The sequence below is a fragment of the Microbacterium sp. MEJ108Y genome (assembly GCF_000834175.1).
Classification (GTDB): Bacteria; Actinomycetota; Actinomycetes; order Actinomycetales; family Microbacteriaceae; genus Microbacterium; species Microbacterium forte.
The window spans coordinates 50,672-74,013 of the sequence record NZ_JXQX01000019.1 but is presented as its reverse complement, the minus strand read 5'-3'; the positions used below and the strand labels follow the sequence as shown (position 1 = coordinate 74,013).

General features: G+C 68.7%; 22 protein-coding genes. 1 reads left to right on the top strand and 21 read right to left on the bottom strand.

Annotation, left to right across the window (positions count from 1 at the left end; all coding sequences use genetic code 11):
* The 9 genes from RU09_RS11035 to RU09_RS10995 all read right to left on the bottom strand — a co-directional run.
* Positions 1–560 (bottom strand): hypothetical protein (locus RU09_RS11035; RefSeq protein ID WP_042540560.1); only part of this gene is annotated, 560 nt, incomplete at its 3' end.
* Positions 561–1,055: 495 nt separating this feature from the next.
* Positions 1,056–1,361, bottom strand: a complete 306-nt coding sequence (rpsN, locus tag RU09_RS11030) for a 30S ribosomal protein S14 (RefSeq protein ID WP_042540535.1) — start codon at positions 1,359–1,361, stop codon at positions 1,056–1,058.
* Positions 1,362–1,364: 3 nt separating this feature from the next.
* Positions 1,365–1,535, bottom strand: a complete 171-nt coding sequence (gene rpmG, locus RU09_RS11025; RefSeq protein ID WP_017203558.1) for a 50S ribosomal protein L33 — start codon at positions 1,533–1,535, stop codon at positions 1,365–1,367.
* Positions 1,535–1,771, bottom strand: coding sequence for a 50S ribosomal protein L28 (rpmB, locus tag RU09_RS11020; RefSeq protein ID WP_042540533.1), 237 nt, complete (start codon positions 1,769–1,771; stop codon positions 1,535–1,537). Before rpmB ends, rpmG begins: the two co-directional genes overlap by 1 nt.
* 163 nt (positions 1,772–1,934) lie before the next feature.
* Positions 1,935–4,055 carry an alpha-galactosidase gene (locus tag RU09_RS11015; RefSeq protein WP_042540531.1) on the bottom strand — a complete coding sequence of 707 codons (2,121 nt, stop codon included), beginning with the start codon at positions 4,053–4,055 and terminating at the stop codon, positions 1,935–1,937.
* A gap of 72 nt (positions 4,056–4,127) precedes the next feature.
* Positions 4,128–5,459, bottom strand: coding sequence for an ABC transporter substrate-binding protein (locus tag RU09_RS11010; RefSeq protein ID WP_042540529.1), 1,332 nt, complete (start codon positions 5,457–5,459; stop codon positions 4,128–4,130).
* Positions 5,460–5,571: 112 nt separating this feature from the next.
* A complete protein-coding gene (locus RU09_RS11005; protein WP_194285975.1) occupies positions 5,572–6,477 on the bottom strand; it encodes a carbohydrate ABC transporter permease in 906 nt (301 codons plus the stop codon).
* The gene (locus RU09_RS11000; RefSeq protein WP_042540527.1) at positions 6,474–7,403 is read right to left on the bottom strand and encodes a carbohydrate ABC transporter permease; all 930 of its coding nucleotides are present in this window, start codon (positions 7,401–7,403) and stop codon (positions 6,474–6,476) included. The genes RU09_RS11005 and RU09_RS11000 overlap by 4 nt, the downstream gene beginning before the upstream one ends.
* Entirely contained in the window at positions 7,400–9,409 is a 2,010-nt protein-coding gene (locus RU09_RS10995) for a beta-galactosidase (protein WP_042540525.1), read from the bottom strand. Before RU09_RS10995 ends, RU09_RS11000 begins: the two co-directional genes overlap by 4 nt.
* A 140-nt stretch (positions 9,410–9,549) precedes the next feature.
* On the opposite strand from RU09_RS10995, the gene RU09_RS10990 reads away from it, so the two are divergent.
* The gene (locus RU09_RS10990; protein WP_042540523.1) at positions 9,550–10,560 is read left to right on the top strand and encodes a LacI family DNA-binding transcriptional regulator; all 1,011 of its coding nucleotides are present in this window, start codon (positions 9,550–9,552) and stop codon (positions 10,558–10,560) included.
* A 9-nt stretch (positions 10,561–10,569) separates the two neighbouring features.
* Here the strand turns inward: RU09_RS10990 and RU09_RS10985 are convergent, their stop codons facing one another.
* The 12 genes from RU09_RS10985 to RU09_RS10930 form a co-directional block, all read right to left on the bottom strand.
* Positions 10,570–11,265: a DNA-3-methyladenine glycosylase gene (locus RU09_RS10985; RefSeq protein ID WP_042540521.1), complete on the bottom strand. Its 696-nt coding sequence runs from the start codon at positions 11,263–11,265 to the stop codon at positions 10,570–10,572.
* Positions 11,266–11,269: 4 nt separating this feature from the next.
* A complete protein-coding gene (locus tag RU09_RS10980; protein ID WP_052492942.1) occupies positions 11,270–13,180 on the bottom strand; it encodes an Ig-like domain-containing protein in 1,911 nt (636 codons plus the stop codon).
* Complete coding sequence (locus RU09_RS10975; protein WP_042540519.1) at positions 13,170–13,961, bottom strand: TIGR03943 family putative permease subunit; 792 nt, start codon at positions 13,959–13,961, stop codon at positions 13,170–13,172. Before RU09_RS10975 ends, RU09_RS10980 begins: the two co-directional genes overlap by 11 nt.
* A complete protein-coding gene (locus RU09_RS10970) occupies positions 13,954–14,961 on the bottom strand; it encodes a permease (RefSeq protein ID WP_042540554.1) in 1,008 nt (335 codons plus the stop codon). Before RU09_RS10970 ends, RU09_RS10975 begins: the two co-directional genes overlap by 8 nt.
* Positions 14,962–14,984: 23 nt before the next feature.
* The gene (locus tag RU09_RS10965; protein ID WP_042540517.1) at positions 14,985–15,401 is read right to left on the bottom strand and encodes a Fur family transcriptional regulator; all 417 of its coding nucleotides are present in this window, start codon (positions 15,399–15,401) and stop codon (positions 14,985–14,987) included.
* A gap of 44 nt (positions 15,402–15,445) precedes the next feature.
* On the bottom strand, positions 15,446–16,324 hold the full coding sequence (locus RU09_RS10960) for a metal ABC transporter permease (RefSeq protein WP_197066007.1): 879 nt from the start codon (positions 16,322–16,324) through the stop codon (positions 15,446–15,448).
* Entirely contained in the window at positions 16,321–17,175 is an 855-nt protein-coding gene (locus RU09_RS10955) for a metal ABC transporter ATP-binding protein (RefSeq protein ID WP_042540515.1), read from the bottom strand. The genes RU09_RS10960 and RU09_RS10955 overlap by 4 nt, the downstream gene beginning before the upstream one ends.
* On the bottom strand, positions 17,172–18,170 hold the full coding sequence (locus tag RU09_RS10950; RefSeq protein ID WP_042540513.1) for a metal ABC transporter solute-binding protein, Zn/Mn family: 999 nt from the start codon (positions 18,168–18,170) through the stop codon (positions 17,172–17,174). Before RU09_RS10950 ends, RU09_RS10955 begins: the two co-directional genes overlap by 4 nt.
* A gap of 175 nt (positions 18,171–18,345) precedes the next feature.
* On the bottom strand, positions 18,346–20,025 hold the full coding sequence (locus tag RU09_RS10945; protein WP_042540512.1) for a glycoside hydrolase family 13 protein: 1,680 nt from the start codon (positions 20,023–20,025) through the stop codon (positions 18,346–18,348).
* 78 nt (positions 20,026–20,103) lie between these two features.
* Positions 20,104–20,982, bottom strand: a complete 879-nt coding sequence (locus tag RU09_RS10940; RefSeq protein ID WP_042540511.1) for a carbohydrate ABC transporter permease — start codon at positions 20,980–20,982, stop codon at positions 20,104–20,106.
* A complete protein-coding gene (locus RU09_RS10935) occupies positions 20,982–21,875 on the bottom strand; it encodes a carbohydrate ABC transporter permease (protein ID WP_156145907.1) in 894 nt (297 codons plus the stop codon). Before RU09_RS10935 ends, RU09_RS10940 begins: the two co-directional genes overlap by 1 nt.
* A gap of 59 nt (positions 21,876–21,934) precedes the next feature.
* On the bottom strand, positions 21,935–23,260 hold the full coding sequence (locus RU09_RS10930; RefSeq protein ID WP_376708815.1) for an ABC transporter substrate-binding protein: 1,326 nt from the start codon (positions 23,258–23,260) through the stop codon (positions 21,935–21,937).
* Positions 23,261–23,342: the final 82 nt, after the last annotated feature.

The following is a 23,342-nucleotide window of genomic DNA, read 5'->3' as shown; positions in this document are numbered from 1 at the left end:
CTCAGCCGCACCTGAAAGATGCTCTCGGTACCGGAATCGGCGAACTGCCGCGCGTCCGCGAGCAGACGTCGAGCAGTGGGCGGAAGCGGAGCCCGCTCGAGGATGCCGGGCGCGATGAGATTCTGTCGCATGGCCGACTCCCAGGTCGCGAGCGCGCTCTCATACGGCTGGCACCCCGCGATCAGTATCAGCGCGTTCTCGAGGGAGTCCTCGCGCGAGTCCGGATCCCGCGGGAACACCGGTTCGTTCCAATGCACCGTGCCGCGGGACACCTTCACATGGCCCGATCGCGCCGGCGCAGCGACGTGCGGCTGTGAGTCGCCGAGCACCCACACCCCTTTCCGCGACGCGAGCGTGACGCAAGTCAGGAACACTCCGCGGCGGGCAGCCGCGAGGAGCATCGGGTCGGCATCCGGCAGCGCGACCCACCCTCGGCGAACAGCGATGACGTCACCTCTCTGGACCGACGATCGGAGCACGTGCCTGCTGACCCCGAGCCGTCTCAGGGTCTCGGTGCGGGCCACGCCGTCGCGCTGCGTCAGCGCCTGTCTGGGGTTCACCCGTCGAGGATCACTCAGGCCCGCATCCGCGATCGACACGGCATCCACGATTCGTGCCCAGCCGCCTCAGACCCCCATCCGTGCAGAAGAGGTCACGCCGCCCTCGGCACCTGCCCCGTGCGTCGTGAAGCCCGACCATTCGACGGGACCTCGCGGCAGCCCCCGGCCCACACGCCCCACACACCCCACTCACCCCCCACGCCCCCACACGTGAACATCCGTCGGGAGGAGGACTGCGCCTCGGGAGGAGAAATTCTCGAGAAAACTCCTCCCCGAGCGCAGATCTCCTCCCGAGGCGCAGAGGAGACAGAACGGAGTGAGGCGATGCCGGGGCGCAAGAGCGGATGCCGCGGGTGCAAGGGCGGATGCCGGGGCCGAGCGGATGCCGCGCAAGGGCGGATGCCGCGGCGGAGCGGATGCCGGGGCGAAGCCCCAGGCACGCGAAAGGGGCGAGGATCCGAAGATCCTCGCCCCTTCAGGCTTGTCTGCTGAGACTTACCAGCTCGACTTGGTGACACCGGGCAGCTCGCCACGGTGTGCCATGTCACGGAAGCGAACGCGCGAGACGCCGAACTTCGTGAGGACACCGCGGGGGCGGCCGTCGATGACGTCGCGCGAACGCACGCGAGCCGGCGACGCGTTGCGCGGCAGCTTCTGCAGGCCGACGCGTGCGGCCTCGCGGGCCTCGTCGGTGGCGTTCGGGTCGACGAGGGTCTTCTTCAGCTCGGCGCGACGCTCTGCGTAACGCTCGACGATGACCTTGCGCTGCTCGTTGCGAGCGATCTTGCTCTTCTTAGCCATTGATCAACGCTCCTCTCGGAATTCGACGTGCTGACGGATGACCGGGTCGTACTTCTTGAGCACGAGGCGGTCGGGGGTGTTGCGGCGGTTCTTCTTGGTCACGTACGTGTAGCCCGTACCTGCCGTCGAACGCAGCTTGATGATCGGACGTACGTCCTGAGCCTTCTTGGCCATTAGAGCTTCACACCCTTCGCCTGGAGGTCCTTGACCACGTTCTCGATGCCGCGGACATCGATCACCTTGATGCCCTTGGCGGACACGTTGAGCGTGATCTTACGACCGAGCGAAGCGACGAAATAGGTCTTCTTCTGCACGTTCGGGTCGAAGCGGCGCTTCGTCCGGCGGTGCGAGTGCGAGACGTTGTGACCGAAGCCGGGAACAGCTCCGGTCACCTGGCACACTGCTGCCATGATGGTGACTCCTTCTATACCGTGAGGCCGGACGGCCTCACCCAAGATCCCTTGTCTGCGCGCCACCCCGCAGCGCCGATCTCTCGGCAGAAGAAGGGGAAGCACGCGAACTACGCACAGGAGTGTGCGCAGACAAAGAGTCAGTTTAGCACGGTCCGTTCCGTCACACTCGCACGGCCTCGAGCAGCAGCGCCGCCCCCGGAGCGAGCAGCGGCAGCGGCACCCCCACCGATCCGAGCAGCGAACCCGACGCCTCGATGCCGGCCCCCAGCCACGCGGGATCCGAGACCTGATGGCGCGACACCGATCCGAGCTCCTCGCGCACCCGCATCCGGTACCGCTCCCCCGCCTGAAGCCCCGGGATCCGAGTGCGCGGCGTGAACCCGTCGACCGAGGTGCCCAGACGCACCCACGCGAACACGCCCCGCGAGCCGTCACCGGCGACGACGCCGTGCAGCAGCGTCTCGTCGTCGACCTCGTCGCTGCGCACCGTGACGCCCGAGTGCAGCAGCGGCCGCAGCTCGCGATAGAGGGCGGTCCACCGCGACAGCATCTCGCGCTCCTCCGACGTGCACCGGGTGATGTCCCACTCGATGCCGGCGTGCCCGAACAGCGCGGTCGTCATGCGGAACGGCAGGGATGCCGCGCGGTGCGTCGTCTCGGCGATCGGCGGGCCCACGTGCGAGCCGACGAGCTCGGGCGGCACGAGTGTGCCGGTCCAGCGCTGGATCCGCTGCCGTTCGATCGGGTCGTTCGAGTCCGACGCCCACACGCGCTGCGTGCGCTGCAGCACGCCGAGGTCGACGCGGGCGCCACCGCTCGCGCACGACTCGATCTCCAACGACGGATGCCGTTCGCGCAGCGCATCGAGCAGGGCGTAGAACGCGGTGGTCTGCGCGTGCACCGACGCGCGGCCGGTGCGCGGCGACACCGCGGCATGCAGGTCGCGGTTGTGATCCCACTTGATGAAGTCGATGCCGACCTCGGCGACCAGAGCGTCGATGCGCTCGAAGAGGTAGGCGGCGGCATCCGGGTTCGAGAGGTCGAGCACCTTCTGGTGCCGCCAGGTGGGCGAGTCGGGCGACGCCTGAAGCACCCAGTCCGGATGCCGTTCGGCGAGGTCCGACACCGGATTCACCATCTCGGGCTCGAACCAGAGGCCGAACTGCATCCCGAGCCCGTGCACGTGATCGGCGAGGGGGCGCAGTCCGTCGGGCCATTTCGCGTCGTCGATGAACCAGTCGCCGAGCCCCGAGCGGTCGTCGGGGCGCCCGCGGAACCAGCCGTCATCGAGCACGAACCGCTCCACTCCGACCGATGCCGCGGCCTCCGCGAGCTCGACGATCTTCGCCGGGTCGTGGTCGAAGTACACGGCCTCCCAGGTGTTCAGCACGAGGGGGCGCGGCGTGGTCGGGTGCGCGGCGAACGAACGCACCGCCTGGTGCAGTCGGGCAGACACCGAGTCGAGTCCGCTCTCGCCATAGGTGAGGAACACCTGCGGCGACACGTAGGTCTCCCCCGCCCCCAGCCGGATCTCGCCCGGCAGCAGCAGCTCACCTCCGCCGAGGACAGCGCCGTGCACACCTGCGCCCTCTGGCAGCCTCTCGACACCGACTTCGAGGTCGCCGCTCCATGCGACGTGCGCGGTCCACAGCTCGCCGCGTCGGAAGCCGAACCCGTCGGTGCCGACCGCGGTCAGGTAGGGAGCGTCGTGTCCGCCGCGGCCTCGACGGACCTGTCGCAGGTGCGCCCCGTGCCGCAGCTCGCCCCGCTGCGGGTGCCGCTCGCCGGTCCAGCGACCCGTGTGGTCGAGCACCTCGGTCGCATGTGCGGGAATCGGGAGCAGGATGCGGGCCGCGAGCAGATCCAGCGGCTCGACGCCGTCGGCGGTGCTCGTGACCGACACCTGCGCGGTCAGCACGCCCCCGACATCCAACGCGAGGTCGAGCACGACCGTGACCCCGGCCCCGGCATCCGAGAACTCCGCCCGCACCGACGTCGCCGTCGACTCCCACCCGACACACCGCAGCAGCGGCGCGCTGTGCAGTCCGCCGCGATGCCACGCGAGTGCCGGTGTGCCCGACCACCCGTCGGCCTCGACGGCGAGCAGCGGGAAGACCCGGGGGGCGTCCAACGAGCTGAACGTCACCGAGCCGGTCGATGACCCGGCGAGCGCCTCGAGGTCGGCGGGATCGAGCGCCGCGCCCCAGTGCAGCAGGCGCGCAGTGGTCGTGTCGATGACGACGCTGACGCCGCCGGAGGTCAGGTGGACGAGTGCGCTCATTGCCGCTCCAGACGGGTCGCAGACGAAACAGGAGGCCCGCCCGTGAGCATACGGGCGGGCCTCCGGAGGGTGTTACTCCTTGACGGGGATCGACGCGGCCTTGAGCGCGTCGACGGTCGCCGTCTGACCCTTCTCGATCGCGTCGAGCAGCGTTCCGCTGCCCGAGACCGCGGCTTTGAACCCGTCGGACACGTCCGAGTAGGTCTGGGTCATGGTCGGGCCCCACGCGAAGTCGGGCGAGACCTGGGTGGCGGCGTCGGCGAAGACGTCATAGATCTTCTGGCCGCCGTAGAACTCGACGCCCTCGGCGTAGACCGGAAGGTCGAGTCCTGCGGTGGTGGCCGGGTAGAGGTTGGCCGCTTCGGCGAGCGCGGTCAGCGCCTCATCGGACGTGTTCAGCCACAGCGCGAACTTCGTCGCCTCGTAGAGGTGCTCGCTGCCCTTGAGCACGGCGGTCGAGGATCCACCCCAGTTGCCGGCGGATGATCCGCCCTCCTCCCACTGCGGGAGCGGAGCGACGGCCCAGTTGCCCGCGGTGTCGGGTGCGCCGCTCGAGATCGAGTTGGCGCCCCAGACGGCGGAGTTCCAGGTCCAGACCTGACCGGAGTTGTAGGCGTTGTTCCACTCGTCGGTCCACGCGGGAACCGTCGCGACCAGGTCGTCGTCGAGCATGCTCTGCCAGTAGTCGGCGACCGTGGTGGTGGCGTCGTCTGCGAGCGAGACCGTCCAGCCCTCGTCGTCGCTCGAGAACCACTGCGCGCCGTCCTGCCAGGCGAAGCCGGCGAACTGGTTGATGTCGGACTGCGAGAAGTTGGTGATGTAGCCGCCCAGTTCGCGGATCTTGACCGCGGCCTCGCGATACTCGTCCCACGTGGTGGGGATCTCGATGCCGTTCTGCTCGAACAGGTCGGCGCGGTAGAACAGCCCCATGGGGCCGGTGTCCTGCGGCACGCCGTAGACGCCCTCGGTGCCGAGAGTCACCTGACCCCAGGCCCAGTCGACGAACTGGTCTTCGGAGGCGACGACGTCTTCGCAGGCGCTGAGGTCTTCGAGACCGTCCTGCACGAGGAAGTTCGGCAGGGCGTCGTACTCGATCTGCCCGAGGTCAGGAGCGTCGCCCGCCTTGATCTGGTTGAAGAAGTTCTGGTACGTGCCGCCGTTGCCGTTGGGGCCGGTCTGCACGTCGACCTGGATCTCGGGGTTGGCGTCGTTCCAGATCTTCACGACGTCTTCGATGCCGGGGATCCAGGAGGTGAACTCGAGCGTGACGTCGCCGTCGGCCGGGGTGCACGAGGCGGCGTCGCCGCCGGTGCCTGAGCTGTCTCCGCCGGATGCCGAGCAACCGGCGAGCGCGAACGCCGAGATGGCGATGACAGCGGCTGCCTTCATCTTCGAATGCTGCATTTCGATCCTTTCGTGGATGCGATGGGGTGGTGCGGGTGTGTGGTGCGGGTGGTGCGGGTGGTGCGGGTGGTGCGGGTGGTGCGCCGCCCGGTCGGTCCGGGCGGCTGCCTGCTCACTTCAGGGCGCCGGCGCCCAGTCCGTTGCGCCAGAAGCGCTGGAGCAGGAGGAAGGTGACGATCAGCGGGATGACCGACAGCAGAGCGCCGATCAGCACGAGACCACGGAGTTCTGGCAGCTGATTCAGCTGGTTGTTCCAGTTGTAGAGACCGAAGACCACCGGGAAGAGGTCTTCGGATCGCAGCATGATCATCGGCAGGAAGAAGTTGTTCCAGATGGCCACGAACTGGAACAGGAACATCGTCACCAGTGCCGGGGTCATCAGCCGGATGCTGACGGTGAAGAACGTGCGGATCTCCCCCGCGCCGTCGAGTCGACTCGCTTCGAGCAGCTCATCCGGCACCGACGAGGCCGCGAAGATCCGTGCCAGGTAGACCCCGAACGGACTCACGATCGACGGCAGGAAGACCGACCAGAACGTGTTGGTCAGCTGCGCCTGGCTGAAGATCAGGAACAGGGGCAGCGCGAGCGCGGTGGCGGGCACGAGCACCCCGCCGAGCACGATGTCGAACATCAGGTCGCGGCCCGGGAACCGGTACTTCGCCAGGGCGTAGCCGGCCATGGCGGCGAGCAGGGTCGCGATGGCGCCGCCGAGTGCCGCGTAGAGCACCGAGTTCATCAGCCACCGCAGGTAGACGCCGTCGCGGTAGGCGAACAGCTCCGCGATGTTGTCGAACAGGTGGAAGTCGGCGAACCACAGTGGCGCGGTGGTCAGGATGTCGCCGGTCTCTTTGCTCGACGCGACGAGCAGCCACCACAGCGGCAGCAGGAAGTAGACCGTGAACACGGCCATGATCAGCATGGCGCCGGTGCGCGAGATGCCGGACTCGCGAGCGGCCTTTCCGCGCGGGGCCTTGCCGCGGGTGCCCCGGCCAGGGGCGACGATCGACATGGTGCTCATGCGTTCTGCTCCTTGCGCTGCATGTACTTCATGAACCCGAACGACAGCACGAACGTCGTCACGGCGAGCACGACCGAGAAGGCGGCCGCCAGGTTGGTGTTCGGGATGGATGCCGTGGCGTACACGGTCATGTTCGGGGTGAAGGTGCTGGTCACCGCCGAGCTGAACGAGCGGAAGACCTGGGGCTCGGCGAGCAGCTGCAGCGTGCCGATGATCGAGAAGATCGCGGTCATGACGATCGCCGGGCGCACCAGCGGGATCTTGATCGACCAGGCGATGCGCCACTGGCCTGCGCCGTCGAGGATGGCCGCCTCGTAGAGCTCCTGCGGGATCGACAGCAGCGCCGAGTAGATGATCAGCATGTTGTAGCCGACGTAGACCCAGGTGACGACGTTCGCGATCGACCACAGCACCAGGTCGGCACCGAGGAAGTCGATGTTCTTGGTGATCGCGGTGAACGGCGACAGGTTGGGCGAGAACAGCGAGCCCCACATGATCGCGGCGATGACGCCGGGCACCGCGTAGGGCACGAAGAACGCGAGACGGAAGAAGCGCTTGCCCCGCACGAGCGGCGAGTCGAGCAGCAGCGCGAACAGCAGGGCGAGGCCGAGCATGACCGGCACCTGCACGACGCCGAACGTCAGCATCCGCCCCATCGAGCTCCAGAACGCCTCGTTCTGGAAGACGAGCACGTACTGGGCGAAGCCGCCGAACACCTGCTCGGCCTTGCCGAAGGTGCCGTCCCGCTCGACGACGAGCAGCGACTGCCAGAAGGCGTAGGCGATCGGCACGACGTAGAACAGCGCGAACAGCACGCCGAAGGGCACGATGAGGAACGCGATCGCGCCCTTGTGCGGAATCCGTCGGCGGCGGCCCGGCGCCCGGGGCGCTGAGGCGACCGCCGGAGCGGTGAGCGTGGTGGTCATACATCCTCCTTGATGATGCGGACGGCCCCCGCCGGCACGAGCCCGGTGGCGGCGGCGTCGGTGACGAGGTCGTGGCCCGAGGTCGCGATCTCGACATCCGTCGATCCGTGGTTGATGACGAACAGGAACGACCCGGCGTCGCCGGTGCGGCGCACGATCTCGACGTCGGGTCCGGCGCCCGGCGTCGGGGCGATGCCGGCGGATGCCGCGAGCCGCGCGATCAGTCGGCGGTAGTCGTCGCGAGCGGGCTGGGTTCCGAGGAACCAGGCCTCGCCCTCGCCTGCCGCGCGGCGTGTGATCGCAGGGCCGCCGGCGGCGGGGCCGTCGACGAACGACGCGACGACCTCGGCACCCGTCGTCTTGAGCCGTTCGCTCCAGATCGTTCCCGTCGTGCCGTCGCTGAGGGTCACGGACTCGTCGGGACGGAGCGGTGCGAACTCCTCCGAGCGGATGCCGAGCAGCTCGCGGAACGCGCCGGGGTAGCCGCCGGTGCGCACCCGATCCTCCTCGTCGACGATGCCGCTGAAGAACGTGATGAGAGCCGTGGCGCCGTTCTCGACCGCGCGGGCGATCGCCGCGGCATCCGCGTCGCTGATGAGGTGCAGCGCGGGCACGACCAGCAGGCGGTACCCGTCGAGGTCTGCGCCCGGACGGACGACATCGGTGGTGACACCGGCATCCGCCAGTGCCGCGTGCGCGGCGTGCACCTGCCCGAGGTATGTGAGCCCCTCGCTCGGGCGGCCCTCGTTCTCGGTCGCCCACCAGCTCTCCCAGGAGAAGAACAGGGCCGCATCGGCGGCGACTCGTGTGCTGGCGACGTCGCCGAGGCGGTCGAGCAGACCGCCGAGCTCGACGACCTCGCGCCACTGGTCGGAGTCCTCGCCCGCGTGGGGCACGAGGGCCGTGTGGTACTTCTCGGCGCCCTGCGTCGAGGCCCGCCACTGGAAGAAGCAGATGCCGTCGGCGCCGCGTGCCACGTGCGCGGCGATGTTGCGCTGCAGCTCACCCGGGGCCTTGGCGAGGTTGTAGGGCTGCCAGTTCACGGCGCCGGTCGAGGTCTCCATCAGCAGCCACGGCGCGCCCTGCGCGAGGCCTCGGGTGAGGTCGGCGGCGAACGAGAGTTCTCCGCGTGCATCGTCGAGGCGGCGGTCGAGATAGTGGTCGTTGGCGATCAGATCCATCTCGCCCGCCCACGTCCAGTAGTCGAGGTTGCGGATGTGCGCGGTGACCATGAAGTTGGTCGTGACCGGCACCTCGCTGTGCTCGCGCAGGATCTCGGCCTCGGCGCGGTAGAGCGCGAGCTGCTCGTCGGAGCTGAACCGCTGGAAGTCGAGGATCTGGCCGGGGTTGCGCAGCGACAGGGCCTGCGCCGGCACGCGCACGTCGTCGAAGTCGGAGTAGCGCTGGCTCCAGAACGTCGTGCCCCAGGCGCGGTTGAGCGCGTCGATGTCGTCGTAGCGGTCGCGCAGCCAGCCGCGGAACGCCTCGGCGCTCGTGTCGCAGTAGCAGAGCGCGTTATGGCAGCCCAGTTCGTTCGACACATGCCAGAGCGACACGGCGGGGTGGTTCCCGTAGCGCTCGACGACGCGGGTGACGACCTCGGCGGCGTAGTCCCGGAAGAGCGGGGAACTCGGGCAGTAGCCCTGACGACCGCCCTGGTGGAAGACCGTGCCGTCTTCGCCGACCGGGAGGATCTCGGGGTGGCGGGCGGTGAGCCAGGGAGCAGGAGACGCGGTGCCGGTGCCGAGATTGATGCGGATCTCCGCCGCGTGCAGCAGCTCGATGATCTCGTCGAGTGCGCTGAAATCCCAGGCCCCCGGAGCGGGGTTGATCGACGACCAGCCGAAGATGTTGATCGCCACGAGTCCGATGCCGGCCTGCCGCATGAGCCGCACGTCGTCGGGCCAGACGCTGCGATCCCACTGCTCGGGGTTGTAGTCGCATCCGAAGACGAGGCCGCGCCCTGCGGAGAGGGTGGCGATGCGGTCGGACACAGCGGCGGCCATCGGTGACGCTCCTTTGCGGTTCATGTGTGCACGTGCACAGCTCGCGGCATGAGAACAGCGATCGGGATTTCTGTGAACGTGCACACATAGTCGCATGTCGCGGTGAATCACGTCAAGTCCGGGTCGCTAGGCTGTCGATCATGAGCACTTCCGCCCGTCGTCGCAGCACCGTGCACGACGTGGCGCGCGTGGCCGGGGTCTCGAGAGGAACCGTCAGCCGGGTGATCAACGGCGGCTATGTGTCCGACTCCGCGCGCACGGCGATCGAAGACGCGATCCGCGAGGTCGGGTACGTGCCCAACACCGCCGCGCAGAACCTCGTGCGTCAGCGCACGCAGGCCATCGCGTTCATCGTGCACGAGCCGCATGCGCTGTTCCTCGAAGACCCCAACATCGGCGCGATCATGCTCGGCACGAACGAGACCCTCTCCGAGGCCGATTACCAGATGGTGTGCCTCGTCGTGGACTCGGTGCGCGACACCGAGCGCGTCGCCCGCTACCTCAACGGCGGATTCGTCGACGGAGCCGTCATCGTCTCGGCGCGAGCACAGGACCCGATCACCAAGGCCGTCATGCGACTCGACCTGCCCGTGACCTATGTCGGCCACCCACCCGATGTCGACGCGGCGTGGGTCGGCGTCGACAACCGCGGCGCCGCGCAGGCTGTCACCTCACGCCTCCTGGCGACGGGGCGCACACGGGTCGGCATGATCGCGGCCGCCCTCGACCGGGATTCGGGCACCGACCGCCTCGCGGGCTTCACCGACGCGCTCGGCGACGACTTCGACCCCGACCTCGTCGAAGAGGTGCCGCTGTACTCCTACGCCGACGGAGCCGCGGCGATGACGCGATTGCTCGAGCGGGCGCCGGACATCGACGGGGTCTTCGCCGCGTCGGATGCCGTCGCCGCGGGTGCGATGTGGGCGCTTCGCGAAGCCGGACGCCGGGTGCCAGACGACGTGGGCGTCGTGGGCTTCGACAACAGCAGCTGGGCGACGCGCACCACCCCGCTGCTCTCGACCGTCGATCAGCCCGCCGAAGGGCTGGGGGCCGCGGCCGCGGCATCCGTCCTCGCGCAGCTGCGCGACGATCAGCGCCCGCGGGAGGGCATCATGCTGCCGACGCCCGTCGTCTGGAGAGACTCTGCCTGAGCGCTGGCCTCAGGCGGGGCCGAGAGACTCGGCCTGAGCGCCTCTCCCCCACCGGAACGTCGAGACCGTCGGGTCGCCCGCGATCCAGAAGCGCCAGGGGAACGCCGCGGTGCCGGCCACGCCGGCCACGCCCACTCGCGGGCCGGTCGCCACGTCGGTGATCGGTTCGTCGCGCAGCCACAGCTCGGCGCGAGCACCCTCGAACTCCTCGCCGGTGATCGCGTCGATCCCGTCGTGGATCGGATGCCGCAGCCCCACCGCCTGGCCGAATCGGCCCGGCCCCTTCGCGAGGTCACGCAGCGCCGTCGCCGTCAGCGGGGTCGTCGCGCGGCGGCGCACGGCCGCGGCATCCGCTCCGTGCACGACCTCGCCCGCGCGCAGCAGGATTCCGCCGGCTTGGCCCTCGAGCCCCGAGACGACGTTCACGCACGAGTGGATGCCGTGACTCAGGTAGACGTACAGATGGCCCGGCTCGCCCCACATCGTCGCGTTGCGTGCGGTGCGGCCCATGCGGGCGTGGGAGCCCGGATCGGCCTCCGGCCCGGTGCCCTGGCCGTGATACGCCTCGACCTCGGTGAGCCGGAGTCGCACCTCGGAGCCCGCGACGACCGTGCGCAGCTCGGCGCCGAGCAGAAGTGGTGCGACCTCGACCGGCAGCCCGCTCAGCTCGGTGCGGGTCGCTCGGTGCAGGGCATCCGTCGACATGCGGTCAGAACTGCGGCGCCGTCTGGCACCACGACGCGTCGAAGCCGGTGAGCGCCACGATCTCGTCGCCCGTGCGCAGGTCGAGCAGGTGCGTCTCGAGGTTCTCGGGCAGTGGCAGCAGCATCTGGTCGTAAGGGTTGTCTGCCAGATCGGGCGCGATCACGACCGCGGCGTACTGGCCGCTGGGTGAGGCGCAGGCCTGCAGGATCGAGTCGGTCGAGTCCACCTCGACGAGAGGCGTCGCGGCTCCCTCCTCGTCGACCCGGATGACCGCCTGCCCGATGGGCAGCCCGTTCTCGTCGCGCGAGACGACGTGGCGCAGCGTGCCGCCGGGGAAGGGCGTGATCGTGATCGCGGAGCCGTAGTCGGGAGTCGACGCCTCGAGCGGCACCTCCGAACCGTCGGTGAGGTTCAGCTCGACCACCGAACCGTCGAGTCGCTCGACGATCGCCGTATAGGTTCCTCGCGAGATGCCCTGAATGGTCGTCGCGAGTCCGAGGGACTGGACCCCCGCGTCGGTCGTGCGATCGACCAGCGAGAGCGCACCGTCGAAGTCGATGAAGAGCACGGCGGCACTGTCGGGCACGAACTGCCAGACGAAGATGTTCGCCTCCTTGTCGCCGACCTCGGTCACCACCGGTTCGTCGTCGCCGCTCAGCGACTGCGTGACGAGCACGCTGGCGCGCCCCTCGGTGTCGCTGAGCTCCTTGTCGGAGTAGCTGTAGCCGACCAGGCCCCCGCGGTCAGAGACCTGGATCGCGCCCACATATCCGACGCCGGGGAGCTCGAGCTCGCGCGGGTTCTGGCCGTCACGGTCCATCACGAGCAGCTTCGAGCCTTCATCCTCCTCGACCGAGACGACGAGCTGCGAGGAGGTCGCGCGGAAGTCGTTGATCCTGTCGGCGGCGAAGACGGGCTGCGCCTTCTCGCCCGTCAGGTCGGTGCGGAAGATCTGGTCGTCGCCATCGGCATCTCGACGCAGCAGGAAGATGTTCGACGCCGGAGTCGAGAAGCTCGTCGAGAGCGTCGCGCTGGGGCCCCCTCCGGCGCCCACGGCATCGGCGACCTTCACGGTGTACTCGGTGTCGTCATCGAGCGGCACGGTGAAGCGGATGCCGATGCCACGACCTGCGGCGTCGAGGGTGAACGGCACCGCGGGGTCGACCGTGACCTGAGACTCGTCGATCGCCGCCAGCGACTGGTTCGCAGTGAGGATGACACGGCTGCCGGAGGCCTCGATCGCCTCGGTCGGATTCACCTGCACCTCGGTGATGCGCGGACCCTGCGTGAGGCTGACTACGCCGAGTCCGGCACCCACGAGCACGAGGATGCCCATCACGGCGCCGAGCGCCAGCAGGAATCGGCGGTCGCTCGAGGCGGCGGACTTCTCAGGCGCGGGCGCCTTCGCGGCCTTCTCGGGCTTCGGCTGCTTCGCGGGCTTCGGCGCCTTCGGCTGCTTCGCGGGCTTGGGCGCCTTCGCGGGCTTCGGCTTCTTCTCCGCCTTGGGCTTCTCCGCCGCGGGGGGCGCATAGTCGGTCGAGGAGTGCGCCGCGAGCGTGGTCGTCGACTCGGCATCCGGCGGGACGAAGGTCGAGCGCGTCGGCCGCTCATCGCCCGTCGAGCGGGCCACGGGTGAGACGGCACGCGGCCCTGTCGCGAGAGGCGTTTCGTCTCGGGCGGCTCCGCCGTCCTCGCTCGACGCACGGGGAGAAGCGGCTTCTTCACTGGTCGTTGAGCGAGCCGCAGGCGAGACGAAACGCGGTGTCGACCGGGGAGGCGTTTCGTCTCGGTCGGCTCCGCCGTCCTCGTTCGACGCACGGGAGGCAGCTGCCGCCTCGGCCTCGCGCGCGGCACGCAGCTCGGCCCGGGTGCGCGGCACCGCCGGCTCGTCGCGGCGCTCGTCGTCAGTACTCATACGGATCCGAAGGCTCGTCGATCGCGGTGACGGTCGTCGGTTCGACGTGCAGCGAGCCGTCGGCATCCGCCTTGACCGTGCCTTCGACCTCGACCCACTGGCCGGTGTCGAACTCTCCGGCGTCGATCGTCACGGGCAGGGTCGCCGGCTGCGCGTCGATCACGCAGTGCGTGATGACCAGGCGGGTGAGGTTGACGCCGTCGGCATCCGTCGGGGTGACGAACCCGGTCAGTGTGACCGTCTTGCCGTCGTAGGCCGCGGTGTTGGTCGCTGTGGCGAACACGCTCGCCCAGTCGCCGACCCCGAAGGTGGCGGTGTCGGCCACGCCGAGGGTCACGTCGTCGGCCCCGGCGAACAGGGCGGTCTGCTCTCCGACCCTCGACATCGCGAGTTCGACCGACAGCGATGCGGGAGGCAGCACGAGCGCGGCGATCACGACGCCACTGGCCACGACACCGCCGGTCACCGTGCCGGCCAGGGCGAGGGAGCGGCGCGGCGTCGGCGCCGCATCCGCCTCGTGGCTGTCGCCATGGTCGTGACCGTGGTCGTCCTCTTCACCGAGCGGCAGCGTGCACGACCAGATCGCGCCCGCGAGCGTCACGACGGCCGCGGCGCACGCGAACCACACCGATTCGGGGCTGATGTAGAGGTTCAGTCGTCCGGTCAGGCCGAGTCCGAGAGTGACGACCGAGATGACCGTGGCGAGGCCGATGCCCAGCCAGCGGGTGCCGAGTGCCCGGGCGCGCGAAGGCGCGTCAGAGGTGGGTGTGTGATCAGACAAGGACGTTCACCCCGATCCCGATCGCGAAGGCGGCGAACACCACCACGCCGACGATGCCGGCGAGCGTGCGGGTGGTGAATGTCGTGCGCATGAGCGCGAGCATCTTGACGTCGACGAGGGGGCCGACGAGCAGGAACGCGACGAGAGCGCCCGACGAGAAGGTCGAGGCGAACGAGAGTGCGAAGAACGCGTCGACGTTCGAGCAGATAGCGACGGTCATCGCGAGCGCCATCATCGCGAGGATCGACAGCACCGGGTTCGAGCCGATGGCCAGCAGCACCTCGCGCGGGATCAGCACCTGCACGGCCCCGGCGAGCGCCGAGCCGATCACGAGGGCCGGCATGACCGCGCGCAGCTCGACGAGGAACTGCGTGAGGCTGCGGCGAACAGGGGTGCCGTGCTCGTGCGTGACGCGGTCGCAGGTGTCGATGAAGCGCTGCGTGAGCAGGGAGTCGGGCGAGGGGTGCCGGCTGTAGATCCAGCCGATCAGGTTGGCGATCAGGTAGCCGCCGATGAGACGCGCCACCAGGATGCCGTCGTCGAAGCCGAAGGCCGCATGCGTGGTGAGGATGACGATCGGGTTGACGATCGGGGCGGCGATCAGGAAGGTGAGCGCCTCGGCGGGGGCGAGACCCCGCATCATCAGGCCGCGCGCGAAGGGCACGTTGCCGCACTCGCACACAGGGATGAGCATGCCGAGCAGCGACAGCACGGCACGGCGCGCCCATGCGCGCTTCGGCAGCCAGCGGTGGATCACATCGGCCGGCAGCCACACCTGCACGACGATCGACAGCAGCACGCCGAGGATCACGAACGGCAGAGCCTCGATGAGCACGCTCAGCGCGAGCGTCAGCCCGTCCTGCGCCCTGCTCGGCAGGCTCGCGGTGAAGAGCGTCGGCAGGAACCGGTCGACCAGGAAGAGCGCGGCCACGATCGCGGCGCCGAGGCCGACTCCGATCCACGGCGAGCGCGGCGATCGGGAGGGTCGGTGCGCGTGCACCGTCCGTGGAGCGGCCTGGGTGGTCACGCGTTCGCTGCCTCTTCGGCGTCGCGCTTGTTGGTGCAGGAGGCGCACAGTCCGAAGATGTCGACGACGTGTGCGGCATCGGTGAAGCCGTGCAGAGCCGCGGTGCGGTGCGCCCACTGCTCGACGTCGGTCGCTTCGATCTCGACCGTGAGTCCGCAGTTGCGGCAGATCAGGTGGTGGTGGTGACCCTGGGTCGTGCAGGCGCGGTAGAGCGCCTCACCCTCGGGGCTCTGCAGCGAGTCGGCGTCGCCCGCAGCGGCGAGCCCGGCCAGCGCGCGATACACCGTGGCGAGGCCGATGCCGGTGTTGTCGTCACGCAGCGAGGCATGCAGGTTCTGCGCGCTGACGAACCCTCGCGCATCGGCGAGGGCTTCGCGCACGCGATCGCGCTGCCAGGTGTTCCGCTGAGCCATACCCACGATTCTAGGCGCGCCGCCCTTGCCGGGCCCTGGGAACGTCAGGCCCGCACTCGTCGCACACCGCCGCGGGCGCGCTGGATGATCCAGCACACGACGTAGATCGTGAACGACAGGGTCGTGATGTACGGGCTGACCGGCAGAGTGCCCGCGAGAGCCAGCAGGATGCCGCCGACGGCCGACACGAAGCCGAACAGTGCGGCGAGCAGCGGCACGGCGACGGGTCCGGCCGAGACGCGCATCGCGGCGGCCGCGGGAGTCACGAGCAGCGCCATCACGAGCAGGGCGCCGATGATGTGCACGCTGACCGCGACGATCAGGCCGAGCAGCACCATGAACAGCAGGCTGACGGCCCGCGTGGGCACACCGCGGGCGGCCGCGGACTCGGGGTCGAGCGAGTCGAAGCGCAGCGGGTTCCACATGAGCAGCAGGCCGAGCAGCACCACGATGCTGATGCCCAGGAGCCAGCCGAGGTCGGGGCTCGAGACCGAGACGATCTGCCCGGTGAGCAGACTGAACCGGTTGGCGCTGCGCCCGTCGTAGAGAGACAGGAACAGGATGCCGAGGCCGAGCCCGAACGGCATCAGCACTCCGACGATCGAATTGCGGTCGCGGGCCTTGGCGCCGAGGATGCCGATCAGGATCGCCGCGACCAGGGCGCCGCCGAGCGACCCGACGACCACGCTGCCGCCGAACAGCAGCGCCGCGGCGGCCCCGGCGAACGACAGCTCGCTCACTCCGTGCACCGCGAACGCGAGGTCGCGCTGCATCACGAAGACGCCGATGAGTCCTCCGACGATGCCGAGCACCGCTCCCGCGATGATCGAGTTCGCGAGCAGAGCGACGAGTTCGCCGTAGTCCTGGAACGAGAAGACGTCGCTCCAGTCGACCGCGGGGACGATGCCGGTGATGACGTTCATGCGGCACCTCCGTGGTCGTGATCGTGCGCGTGCTCATGGTGGGGCTCGGCGTCCGGCACTCCGACGACGACCAGCCGGTCGCCCGCTCGCAGCACGAACACCGGGGTGCCGTAGAGCTCGGTGAGCACCCGCGTCTGCAGCACCTCTTCGGGGGTGCCGAGCACGAAGCGGCCGCCCGCGATGTAGAGGATGCGGTCGACGCGGCCGAGGATCGGGTTGATGTCGTGGGTCACGAACAGCACGGCGGCGCGGCGATCGCGACGCTGGCGGTCGATGATGTCGGTGATGGCGACCTGATTCGCGAGGTCGAGGTTCGACAGCGGCTCGTCGCACAGCAGCAGGGTCGGCTCGTCGGCGAGCGCCTGGCCGACGCGCAGCCGCTGCTGCTCACCGCCCGACAGCAGCCCGACACGGCGATCGGCATAGTGCGCGGCTCCGACCGAGGTCAGCAGCTGATCGACCTTGGCCCGGTCGCCCCGGTGCGGGATCGGGAATCCGAAGCGGCTGCCCTGCACGCCGAGTGCGACGAGGTCGCGGGCCCGCATGCTCGTGTCGGGGGCGAGTGAGCGCTGCTGCGGGATGTATCCGATGCGCGGATTCCCTTTGCGCACGGGTTCGCCCGCGACCGTGATCTCGCCGGCCGACAGCGGCTGCAGGCCCAGGATGCTGCGCAGCAGCGTGGTCTTGCCCGAACCAGACGGACCGAGCACGGCGATGAACTCGCCGGGCTCGACCGTGAGGTCCAGTCCCGACCACAGCTCGCGGTCACCGCGCTGCAGCGCGGCTCCCCGCACTTCGAGCACCGGGTTCGACTTCTCGGCTCCCGCCCGCGCGTCGGCGGCGGCGCTCACGACTGCAGCGCGTCGGCGAGGCTCTGGATCGCGTCACTCATCCACTCAGAGTACGACGATCCTTCGGGCAGCAGCTCCGTGAAGGCGACGACAGGGATGCCGGCCGCGGTCGCGGCATCCTCGACGCGCTGCGTCTCGGCTCCACCGGTCTGCGCGTTCGTGAGCACGGCCGCCACATCGCCGCCGTCGACGACGTTGAGGGTGTCGAGCAGCGTCGCAGGGGCGACATCGCTGCCCTCCTCGACGGCCTCGGCGAACCCCTCGGGCGTGACGTCGGTGAGTCCGGCGGCGGTGGCGATGTAGCCGGGCAGCGGCTCGGTGATGATCACGTTCGCGCCGGCGGCATCCGTCTTCAGCGTCCCGAGGTCGGCCTCGAAGCCCTCGAGGTCGGCGACGATCTCTTCGGCGTTGGCGGTGAACTCCGCCTCGCCGTCCGGATCGATGGCGGCGAGCTCGTCGGCGATGGCCTCGACGACGTGGATCATCGTGTGCGGGTCGAACCAGACGTGCTCGTTGAAGCCCTCGATGTGGTTGTGACCCTCGTGGCCCTCGTCACCTTCGGCGTGATCGTGATCGTGGTCGTGGTCTTCCTCGGTCGCGCCCTCCTCGTCGGAGTGGCCTTCGTTGCCGGGGAAGTCGTGCGAGAACTCGACGGCGCTGACCACGTGCACGTCCTGCGCATCCTGCAGCAGCGTGTCGATGAAGCCGTCGTAGCCGCCGCCGTTCTCGATCACGAGGTCGGCCTTCTGCACGGTGAGCCGGTCGCGGGCCGATGCCTCGTACGAGTGCGGGTCCTGCGTGGCCGAGGTGATGATCGAGGTCACGTCGACGCGGTCGCCGCCGATCTGCGCGGCGAGCGAGCCGTAGACGTTGGTGCTCGCAGCGACCGTGACGGTGTCGCCGGCACCCTCGCCCGCTGCGGGAGTGGTGGAGCATCCGGCCAGCGAGAGCGCGGCGACGGATGCGAGGGCGAGGGCGACGAACTGCTTCTTCATGCTCTCACTCTAAACGCTAATGAGAACCATTATCAAATCGGCCGTTCGCCGCCCTGATGTCGGGTCGGCTCGCCACCGCGCCGTCTGCAGGACCGCAGCTCGGATGCAGGACGAGAAACCGTGTTCTCGTCCTGCACCCGTGCTCTCGTCCTGCAAACGACTCAGTGGAACCTGCTCAGCCGATGAGGCCGGGCGCGATCCAGACGGTCGAGTCGCCGGGCAGGGCGCCGTCGACGACCGAGCCGAGCACGACGTCTGCGGCATCCGCCCCGAGGTCGAACGGCTCCGAGCCGAAGTTGGTGACGATCTGCCAGCCGTTCGGGCGAGCGAAGCGCAGCACGTCGGCGCGCCCGGTCTCGATCCACTCGAGGCTCTCCTCCGTCTGCAGCTCATGGCGCAGGCGCAGCGCCTCGCGGTACAGCGCGAGTGTCGACGAGGGGTCGGCCGCCTCGACATCGACCGCGGACTCGGCGAACCAGGCGGGCTGCGGCAGGTGCGCGTCGCCGGAGCCGAATCCGAACGAGGGACCGGATGCCGTCCACGGCAGCGGCACACGGCATCCGTCCCTTCCCAGGCCGTCGAAGACGGCCCCACGGAAGAACGCCGGGTCCTGACGCTGCTCGGGCGCGACATCGGCGACCTCGTGCAGCCCCAGCTCCTCGCCCTGATAGAGATAGGTGCTGCCGGGAAGGCCGAGCAGCAGCAGTGTCGCGGCGTGTGCCCTGCGCAGGCCGCGCTCACGGTCGAGCTGGCCCTCCGGGCCCCCGGCGGAGACCCATTCGACACCCTGTTTCACTCCGGTGCGTCCCCCGAGCTGCGGCAGTCCGTAGCGCGTCGCGTGACGCGTGACGTCGTGGTTCGACAGCACCCACGTCGTCGATGAGCCCGTCGCCTGCGACTGCGCCAGGTTGTCGGCGATGATGGTGCGGAACTGCGTCGCGTCGAAGTCGGCGACGAGCAGATCGAAGTTGAACGCCTGACCCAGCCCCTCAGCCGAGGCGTACTTCGCCCGACGCTCGGGCGTGCTCACCCAGGCCTCGGCGACAGCCGTGCGGGGAGGGTCGTATTCGTTGAAGACCCGACGCCATTCGGCATACACCTCGTGCACGTCGTCACGGTCGTGCAGCGGGTGGTTGCCGTCGTGCGGCAGCAGCTCGAGCTCGGCGGTGCTCGGCAGCGGTTCGGTGAGGTCCTTCGTGAGCATGTGGGCGACGTCGATGCGGAAGCCGTCGACTCCGCGGTCCGACCAGAAACGCAGGGTCTTCAGGAAGTCCTCGCGCACCTCGGGGTGGTCCCAGTTGAGGTCGGGCTGCTCGGGAGCGAAGCTGTGCAGGAACCACTGCCCGTCCGCCACGCGCTCCCATGCAGATCCGCCGAACGCGGCGGTCCAGTCGGTCGGCGGCTCCGAGCCGTCGGGACCGCTGCCCTCGCGGAAGATGTACCGCTCACGGGCGGCCGACCCGCGGCCGGCGGCGAGCGCCTCCTGGAACCACTCGTGCAGGTCGGACGAGTGGTTCGGCACGATGTCGACGACCACGCGGATGTCGCGCTCGTGCAGCGCGGCGACCATCTCGTCGAAGTCCTCGAGCGTGCCCAGACGCGGATCGACGTTGCGGTAGTCGGCCACGTCGTATCCGCCGTCGGCCAGCGCCGACGGGTAGAACGGGCTCAGCCACACCGCGTCGATGCCCAGGTCGCGCAGATAGTCGGCGCGCGAGACGATGCCCGGGATGTCGCCGAGTCCGTCTCCGTTGGCATCGGCGAAGCTGCGGGGGTAGATCTGGTAGACGGCGGCCTGTCGCCACCATGCTGCCGTCTTGTCGTCGCGGGTCTCGGTGAGAAGCGCATCGGTCATGAGGGGTCTTGCTCCTTCGTGTTGCGGTCTGGGGTGCGCGCGGACCGACTCTCGCCGGTCCGCGCGATGGCGATGGCGTCAGCCCTTGACGGCGCCCTGCGTGACGCCTTCCATGACGAAGCGCTGCGTGAACAGGTACGCCAGGATCGCCGGGGCCATCGCCATCAGGTATGAGGCGAACGACACGTTGTAGTTGTTGCTGAACTGGGTCTGGAATAGGTTCTGCCGCACCGGGAGGGTCTGCATGGCCGGGTCCGAGATGATCAGCGACGGCATCATGAAGTCGTTCCACGCGTAGAGGAAGGCGAAGATGCCGACCGTGGCGCTCATCGGCGCGAGCAGCGGGAAGATCAGCTGCCAGAACGTCTGCCATGTGCTGGCGCCGTCGATGCGCGCGCTCTCCTCGAGCTCGATCGGGATCGAGCGCAGGAACGCAGTGAACAACAGCACGCTGAAGCTCAGCTGGAACATCGTCGCGAGGATGATGACCCCGAACGGGTTGTCGAGACCGACCCAGCCGGTCAGCTGGATCTGCGGCAGCGCCACGACCGGGAACGGGATGAACATCGCGGCCAGCAGGTAGAAGAACGAGTAGCGGAACAGGCGGTGGTCCCAGTTGCGGACGATCGCATACGACGCGAACGCGGCCAGCACGATGGTCGCGATGACCGTGCCCGCCGTGACGAGCAGCGAGATGCCCGCTCCGACGGGGAACTTCGTCAGGTTCCACGCCTCGACGAAGCCGTCGATGCTGAACGGAGCCGGCAGCGAGAAGGCGTTGCCGTCGACCGCCTGGCCCGTGGTCTTGAACGCCATCGACATCGTCACGTACAGCGGAAGCAGCACCGTGACGGCGCACAGGATCAGGATGATCGTGCCCGACCAGTTGACGCGCTCCATGCGGACCCTCGGCTTCTTGCCCGAGGCGGGGATGGTGGTGAGTGTCTGCGTCGACATCAGAGTGCGTTCCTTCCGCGGGTCAGCGAGAGCTGCAGCAGGGAGATGAGCACGGCGACGATGAAGAAGATCGTCGCGTTGGCCATCTGGTAGGCGTAGTCGCCGCCGTTGAAGCCCGCGATGATGGTCATCGCGACGCTGCGAGTGGCGGTGCCGGGACCGCCGTTGGTGAGGCCGACGATGATGTCGTAGGCGTTGAGGAAGCCCTTGAACCCGAGGATCACGTTGATCACCACGTATCCGGCGACGAGCGGCAGCGTGATGCGGAACAGCTGCTGCCTCTTGTTCGCCCCGTCGATGCTCGCCGCTTCGTAGACCTCGCTCGGCACTGAGAGCAGACCTGCGATGTAGATCAGCAGCGTGCCGGGAACGGCCTGCCACGCGGTCACGATCACGATCGCGACCCAGGCGAGATCGGGGTTGGCGAGGAGGCTGGTCGACAGCCACGGAATGCCGGTGGCGGCGCCCGCGGCCGGGATGGAGTTCGAGAAGAGGAAGTTGAAGACGTAGGCGATGATGATGCCCGAGATCACCATCGGGATCACGAAGATCGTGCGCAGCCCCGTCTTGAAGCGGATGCGGGAGGTCAGCCCGACCGCGAGCAGGAACGCGATCACGTTGACGACGATCACCGTGGCGATCGAGAAGCCGAACGTGAACAGGTAGCTCTGCAGGATGGCCGGATCGCTGAACATCGCGATGTAGTTCGTGAGACCGCTGAAGCTCCACTCCCCGATGCCGATCGAGTCGGTGAAGCTGAAGAAGATGCCCATGACCGCGGGCACGGTGATCGCCAGGGTGAAGATCACGAGGGTCGGAAGCAGGAACAGGTAGTAGATCGGCTCGACGCGCCCCTTGCGACGACGGAGCTTGCGGCCCTGTCCCGTGACGATCGAGGTCGTGTCGGTGGTCGGGCTGTTCGGCCGCGTCACATTCGCGGCTGCGGTGGTGCTCACGGTGCGGACTCCTCTGTCTCGCCGGCTGCCGCATCATCGGTCTTGGGGATCGGTGCGCGGAAGGCGATGCGAGCCCAGTCCGCGTCCATCGTGCGCAACATCGAAGTGGTCGAGGCACCGAGCACCATCGCCTGTGCGTAGTTCATCACCGGGATCGTCTTCGGCACGAGCACTGAGGGGCCCTGGTAGATCTGCCCGTTCTCGTAGTACTCGATCATCCCCTCGATCCGGGGATCATCCGGAGCCGGTGCACCCTTCGTCGGGGTGAAGCCGAGCTGCGATGCGTTGTACGCCTCGATGTTCTCGGGCAGATAGAGGTACTCGAGGAACTCGCGTGCCGCCTCCTGGTGGTTCGATCCCTCGGGGATCATCGCGCCGAGGTCCATGTTCACGCGCACACCGAGGTCGGCCGGATCATCGGTCATCGGCAGCGGGAACGTGCCGAGCTCGAGGTCGGGTGCGGTCTTCGCGATCTCGCTGAACGCCCAGGGGCCCTGCATGTACATCGCAGCCTCGCCCTTGCTGAACGCCAGGTTGCCGTCGCCGTATCCCCGGCTCTCGGCATCCTCGTTCGTGTAGTCGTTCGCGAGCTGCATCATCTGATCCATGGGCTCGGCGAAGTCCTTCTCGAACGAGACGGGCGAGTCGGGGCCGACGGCGGCACCCTCGTCGGCCATCGCGTCGAAGAACTCGATCGTGTCCACCGATCCTCCGATCGAGTAGTCATACCACCCCTGGCCCACGGTCCAGTCATCCTTGAACGTCGCGTAGAACGGGTCGATCCCTGCGTCCTTCAGCTGGTCGCAGACCGCGATCAGCTCGTCCCAGGTCTGCGGGACCTCGAGCCCCTGGGCGTCGAAGATCTCCTTGTTGTAGATGACGGATGCCGCCATCACCGAGTACGGCAAGGCGCTGGTGCGGCCCTCGCACGACCCGTACTGGTCCATGAGCGGCTGCAGATCGTCGCGGACGGATGCGGCGGCGTCGGTGTCGGAGAGATCGGTCAGGGTGCACCGCTGCACGAACCGCGCGATCTCGTAGTTGTAGTTGCCGAGGATGAGGTCGGGCGGATTGCCCCGCACGAAGCTGGCCGAGATCACGTCCGGCCCCGAGGTGTCGATCTCGACCCGCACGTCGCTCTGCGACGAGTTGAACTGGGCGACGAGGTCGGTCATGAAGCCGATCGCCTCACGCTTGTTGAACGTGAAGCGGATGGTCTCGGTGCCGCCGCCGGGTGCGCAGGCGGTGAGGGCGGAGCCGACGAGCGCCAGCGCCATGGCAGCACCGGCCACTCGTGCGACGGAGGGGGATTTCACAGACACCGTTGTCCTTTCGTCCTGTAGATCCGCAGACTAAATCTAGTGAGCGAATTTACTTCGATGAACGGTACTGTCTCATGTGGAC

Excerpts from the sequence above, each read along its gene's own strand:
- rpmB (WP_042540533.1), bottom strand. The coding sequence starts at position 1,771 with ATGGCAGCAGTGTGCCAGGTGACCGGAGCTGTTCCCGGCTTCGGTCAC.
- RU09_RS10960 (WP_197066007.1), bottom strand. The coding sequence starts at position 16,324 with ATGAACGTCATCACCGGCATCGTCCCCGCGGTCGACTGGAGCGACGTC.
- RU09_RS10995 (WP_042540525.1), bottom strand. The coding sequence starts at position 9,409 with ATGGCCGCCGCTGTGTCCGACCGCATCGCCACCCTCTCCGCAGGGCGC.
- RU09_RS10985 (WP_042540521.1), bottom strand. The coding sequence starts at position 11,265 with ATGTCGACGGATGCCCTGCACCGAGCGACCCGCACCGAGCTGAGCGGG.
- RU09_RS11015 (WP_042540531.1), bottom strand. The coding sequence starts at position 4,055 with ATGAGCGCACTCGTCCACCTGACCTCCGGCGGCGTCAGCGTCGTCATC.
- RU09_RS10965 (WP_042540517.1), bottom strand. The coding sequence starts at position 15,401 with ATGGCTCAGCGGAACACCTGGCAGCGCGATCGCGTGCGCGAAGCCCTC.
- RU09_RS10990 (WP_042540523.1), top strand. The coding sequence starts at position 9,550 with ATGAGCACTTCCGCCCGTCGTCGCAGCACCGTGCACGACGTGGCGCGC.
- RU09_RS11010 (WP_042540529.1), bottom strand. The coding sequence starts at position 5,459 with ATGCAGCATTCGAAGATGAAGGCAGCCGCTGTCATCGCCATCTCGGCG.
- rpmG (WP_017203558.1), bottom strand. The coding sequence starts at position 1,535 with ATGGCCAAGAAGGCTCAGGACGTACGTCCGATCATCAAGCTGCGTTCG.
- RU09_RS10940 (WP_042540511.1), bottom strand. The coding sequence starts at position 20,982 with ATGTCGACGCAGACACTCACCACCATCCCCGCCTCGGGCAAGAAGCCG.
- RU09_RS11005 (WP_194285975.1), bottom strand. The coding sequence starts at position 6,477 with ATGAGCACCATGTCGATCGTCGCCCCTGGCCGGGGCACCCGCGGCAAG.
- RU09_RS11000 (WP_042540527.1), bottom strand. The coding sequence starts at position 7,403 with ATGACCACCACGCTCACCGCTCCGGCGGTCGCCTCAGCGCCCCGGGCG.
- rpsN (WP_042540535.1), bottom strand. The coding sequence starts at position 1,361 with ATGGCTAAGAAGAGCAAGATCGCTCGCAACGAGCAGCGCAAGGTCATC.
- RU09_RS10945 (WP_042540512.1), bottom strand. The coding sequence starts at position 20,025 with ATGACCGATGCGCTTCTCACCGAGACCCGCGACGACAAGACGGCAGCA.
- RU09_RS10980 (WP_052492942.1), bottom strand. The coding sequence starts at position 13,180 with ATGAGTACTGACGACGAGCGCCGCGACGAGCCGGCGGTGCCGCGCACC.
- RU09_RS10950 (WP_042540513.1), bottom strand. The coding sequence starts at position 18,170 with ATGAAGAAGCAGTTCGTCGCCCTCGCCCTCGCATCCGTCGCCGCGCTC.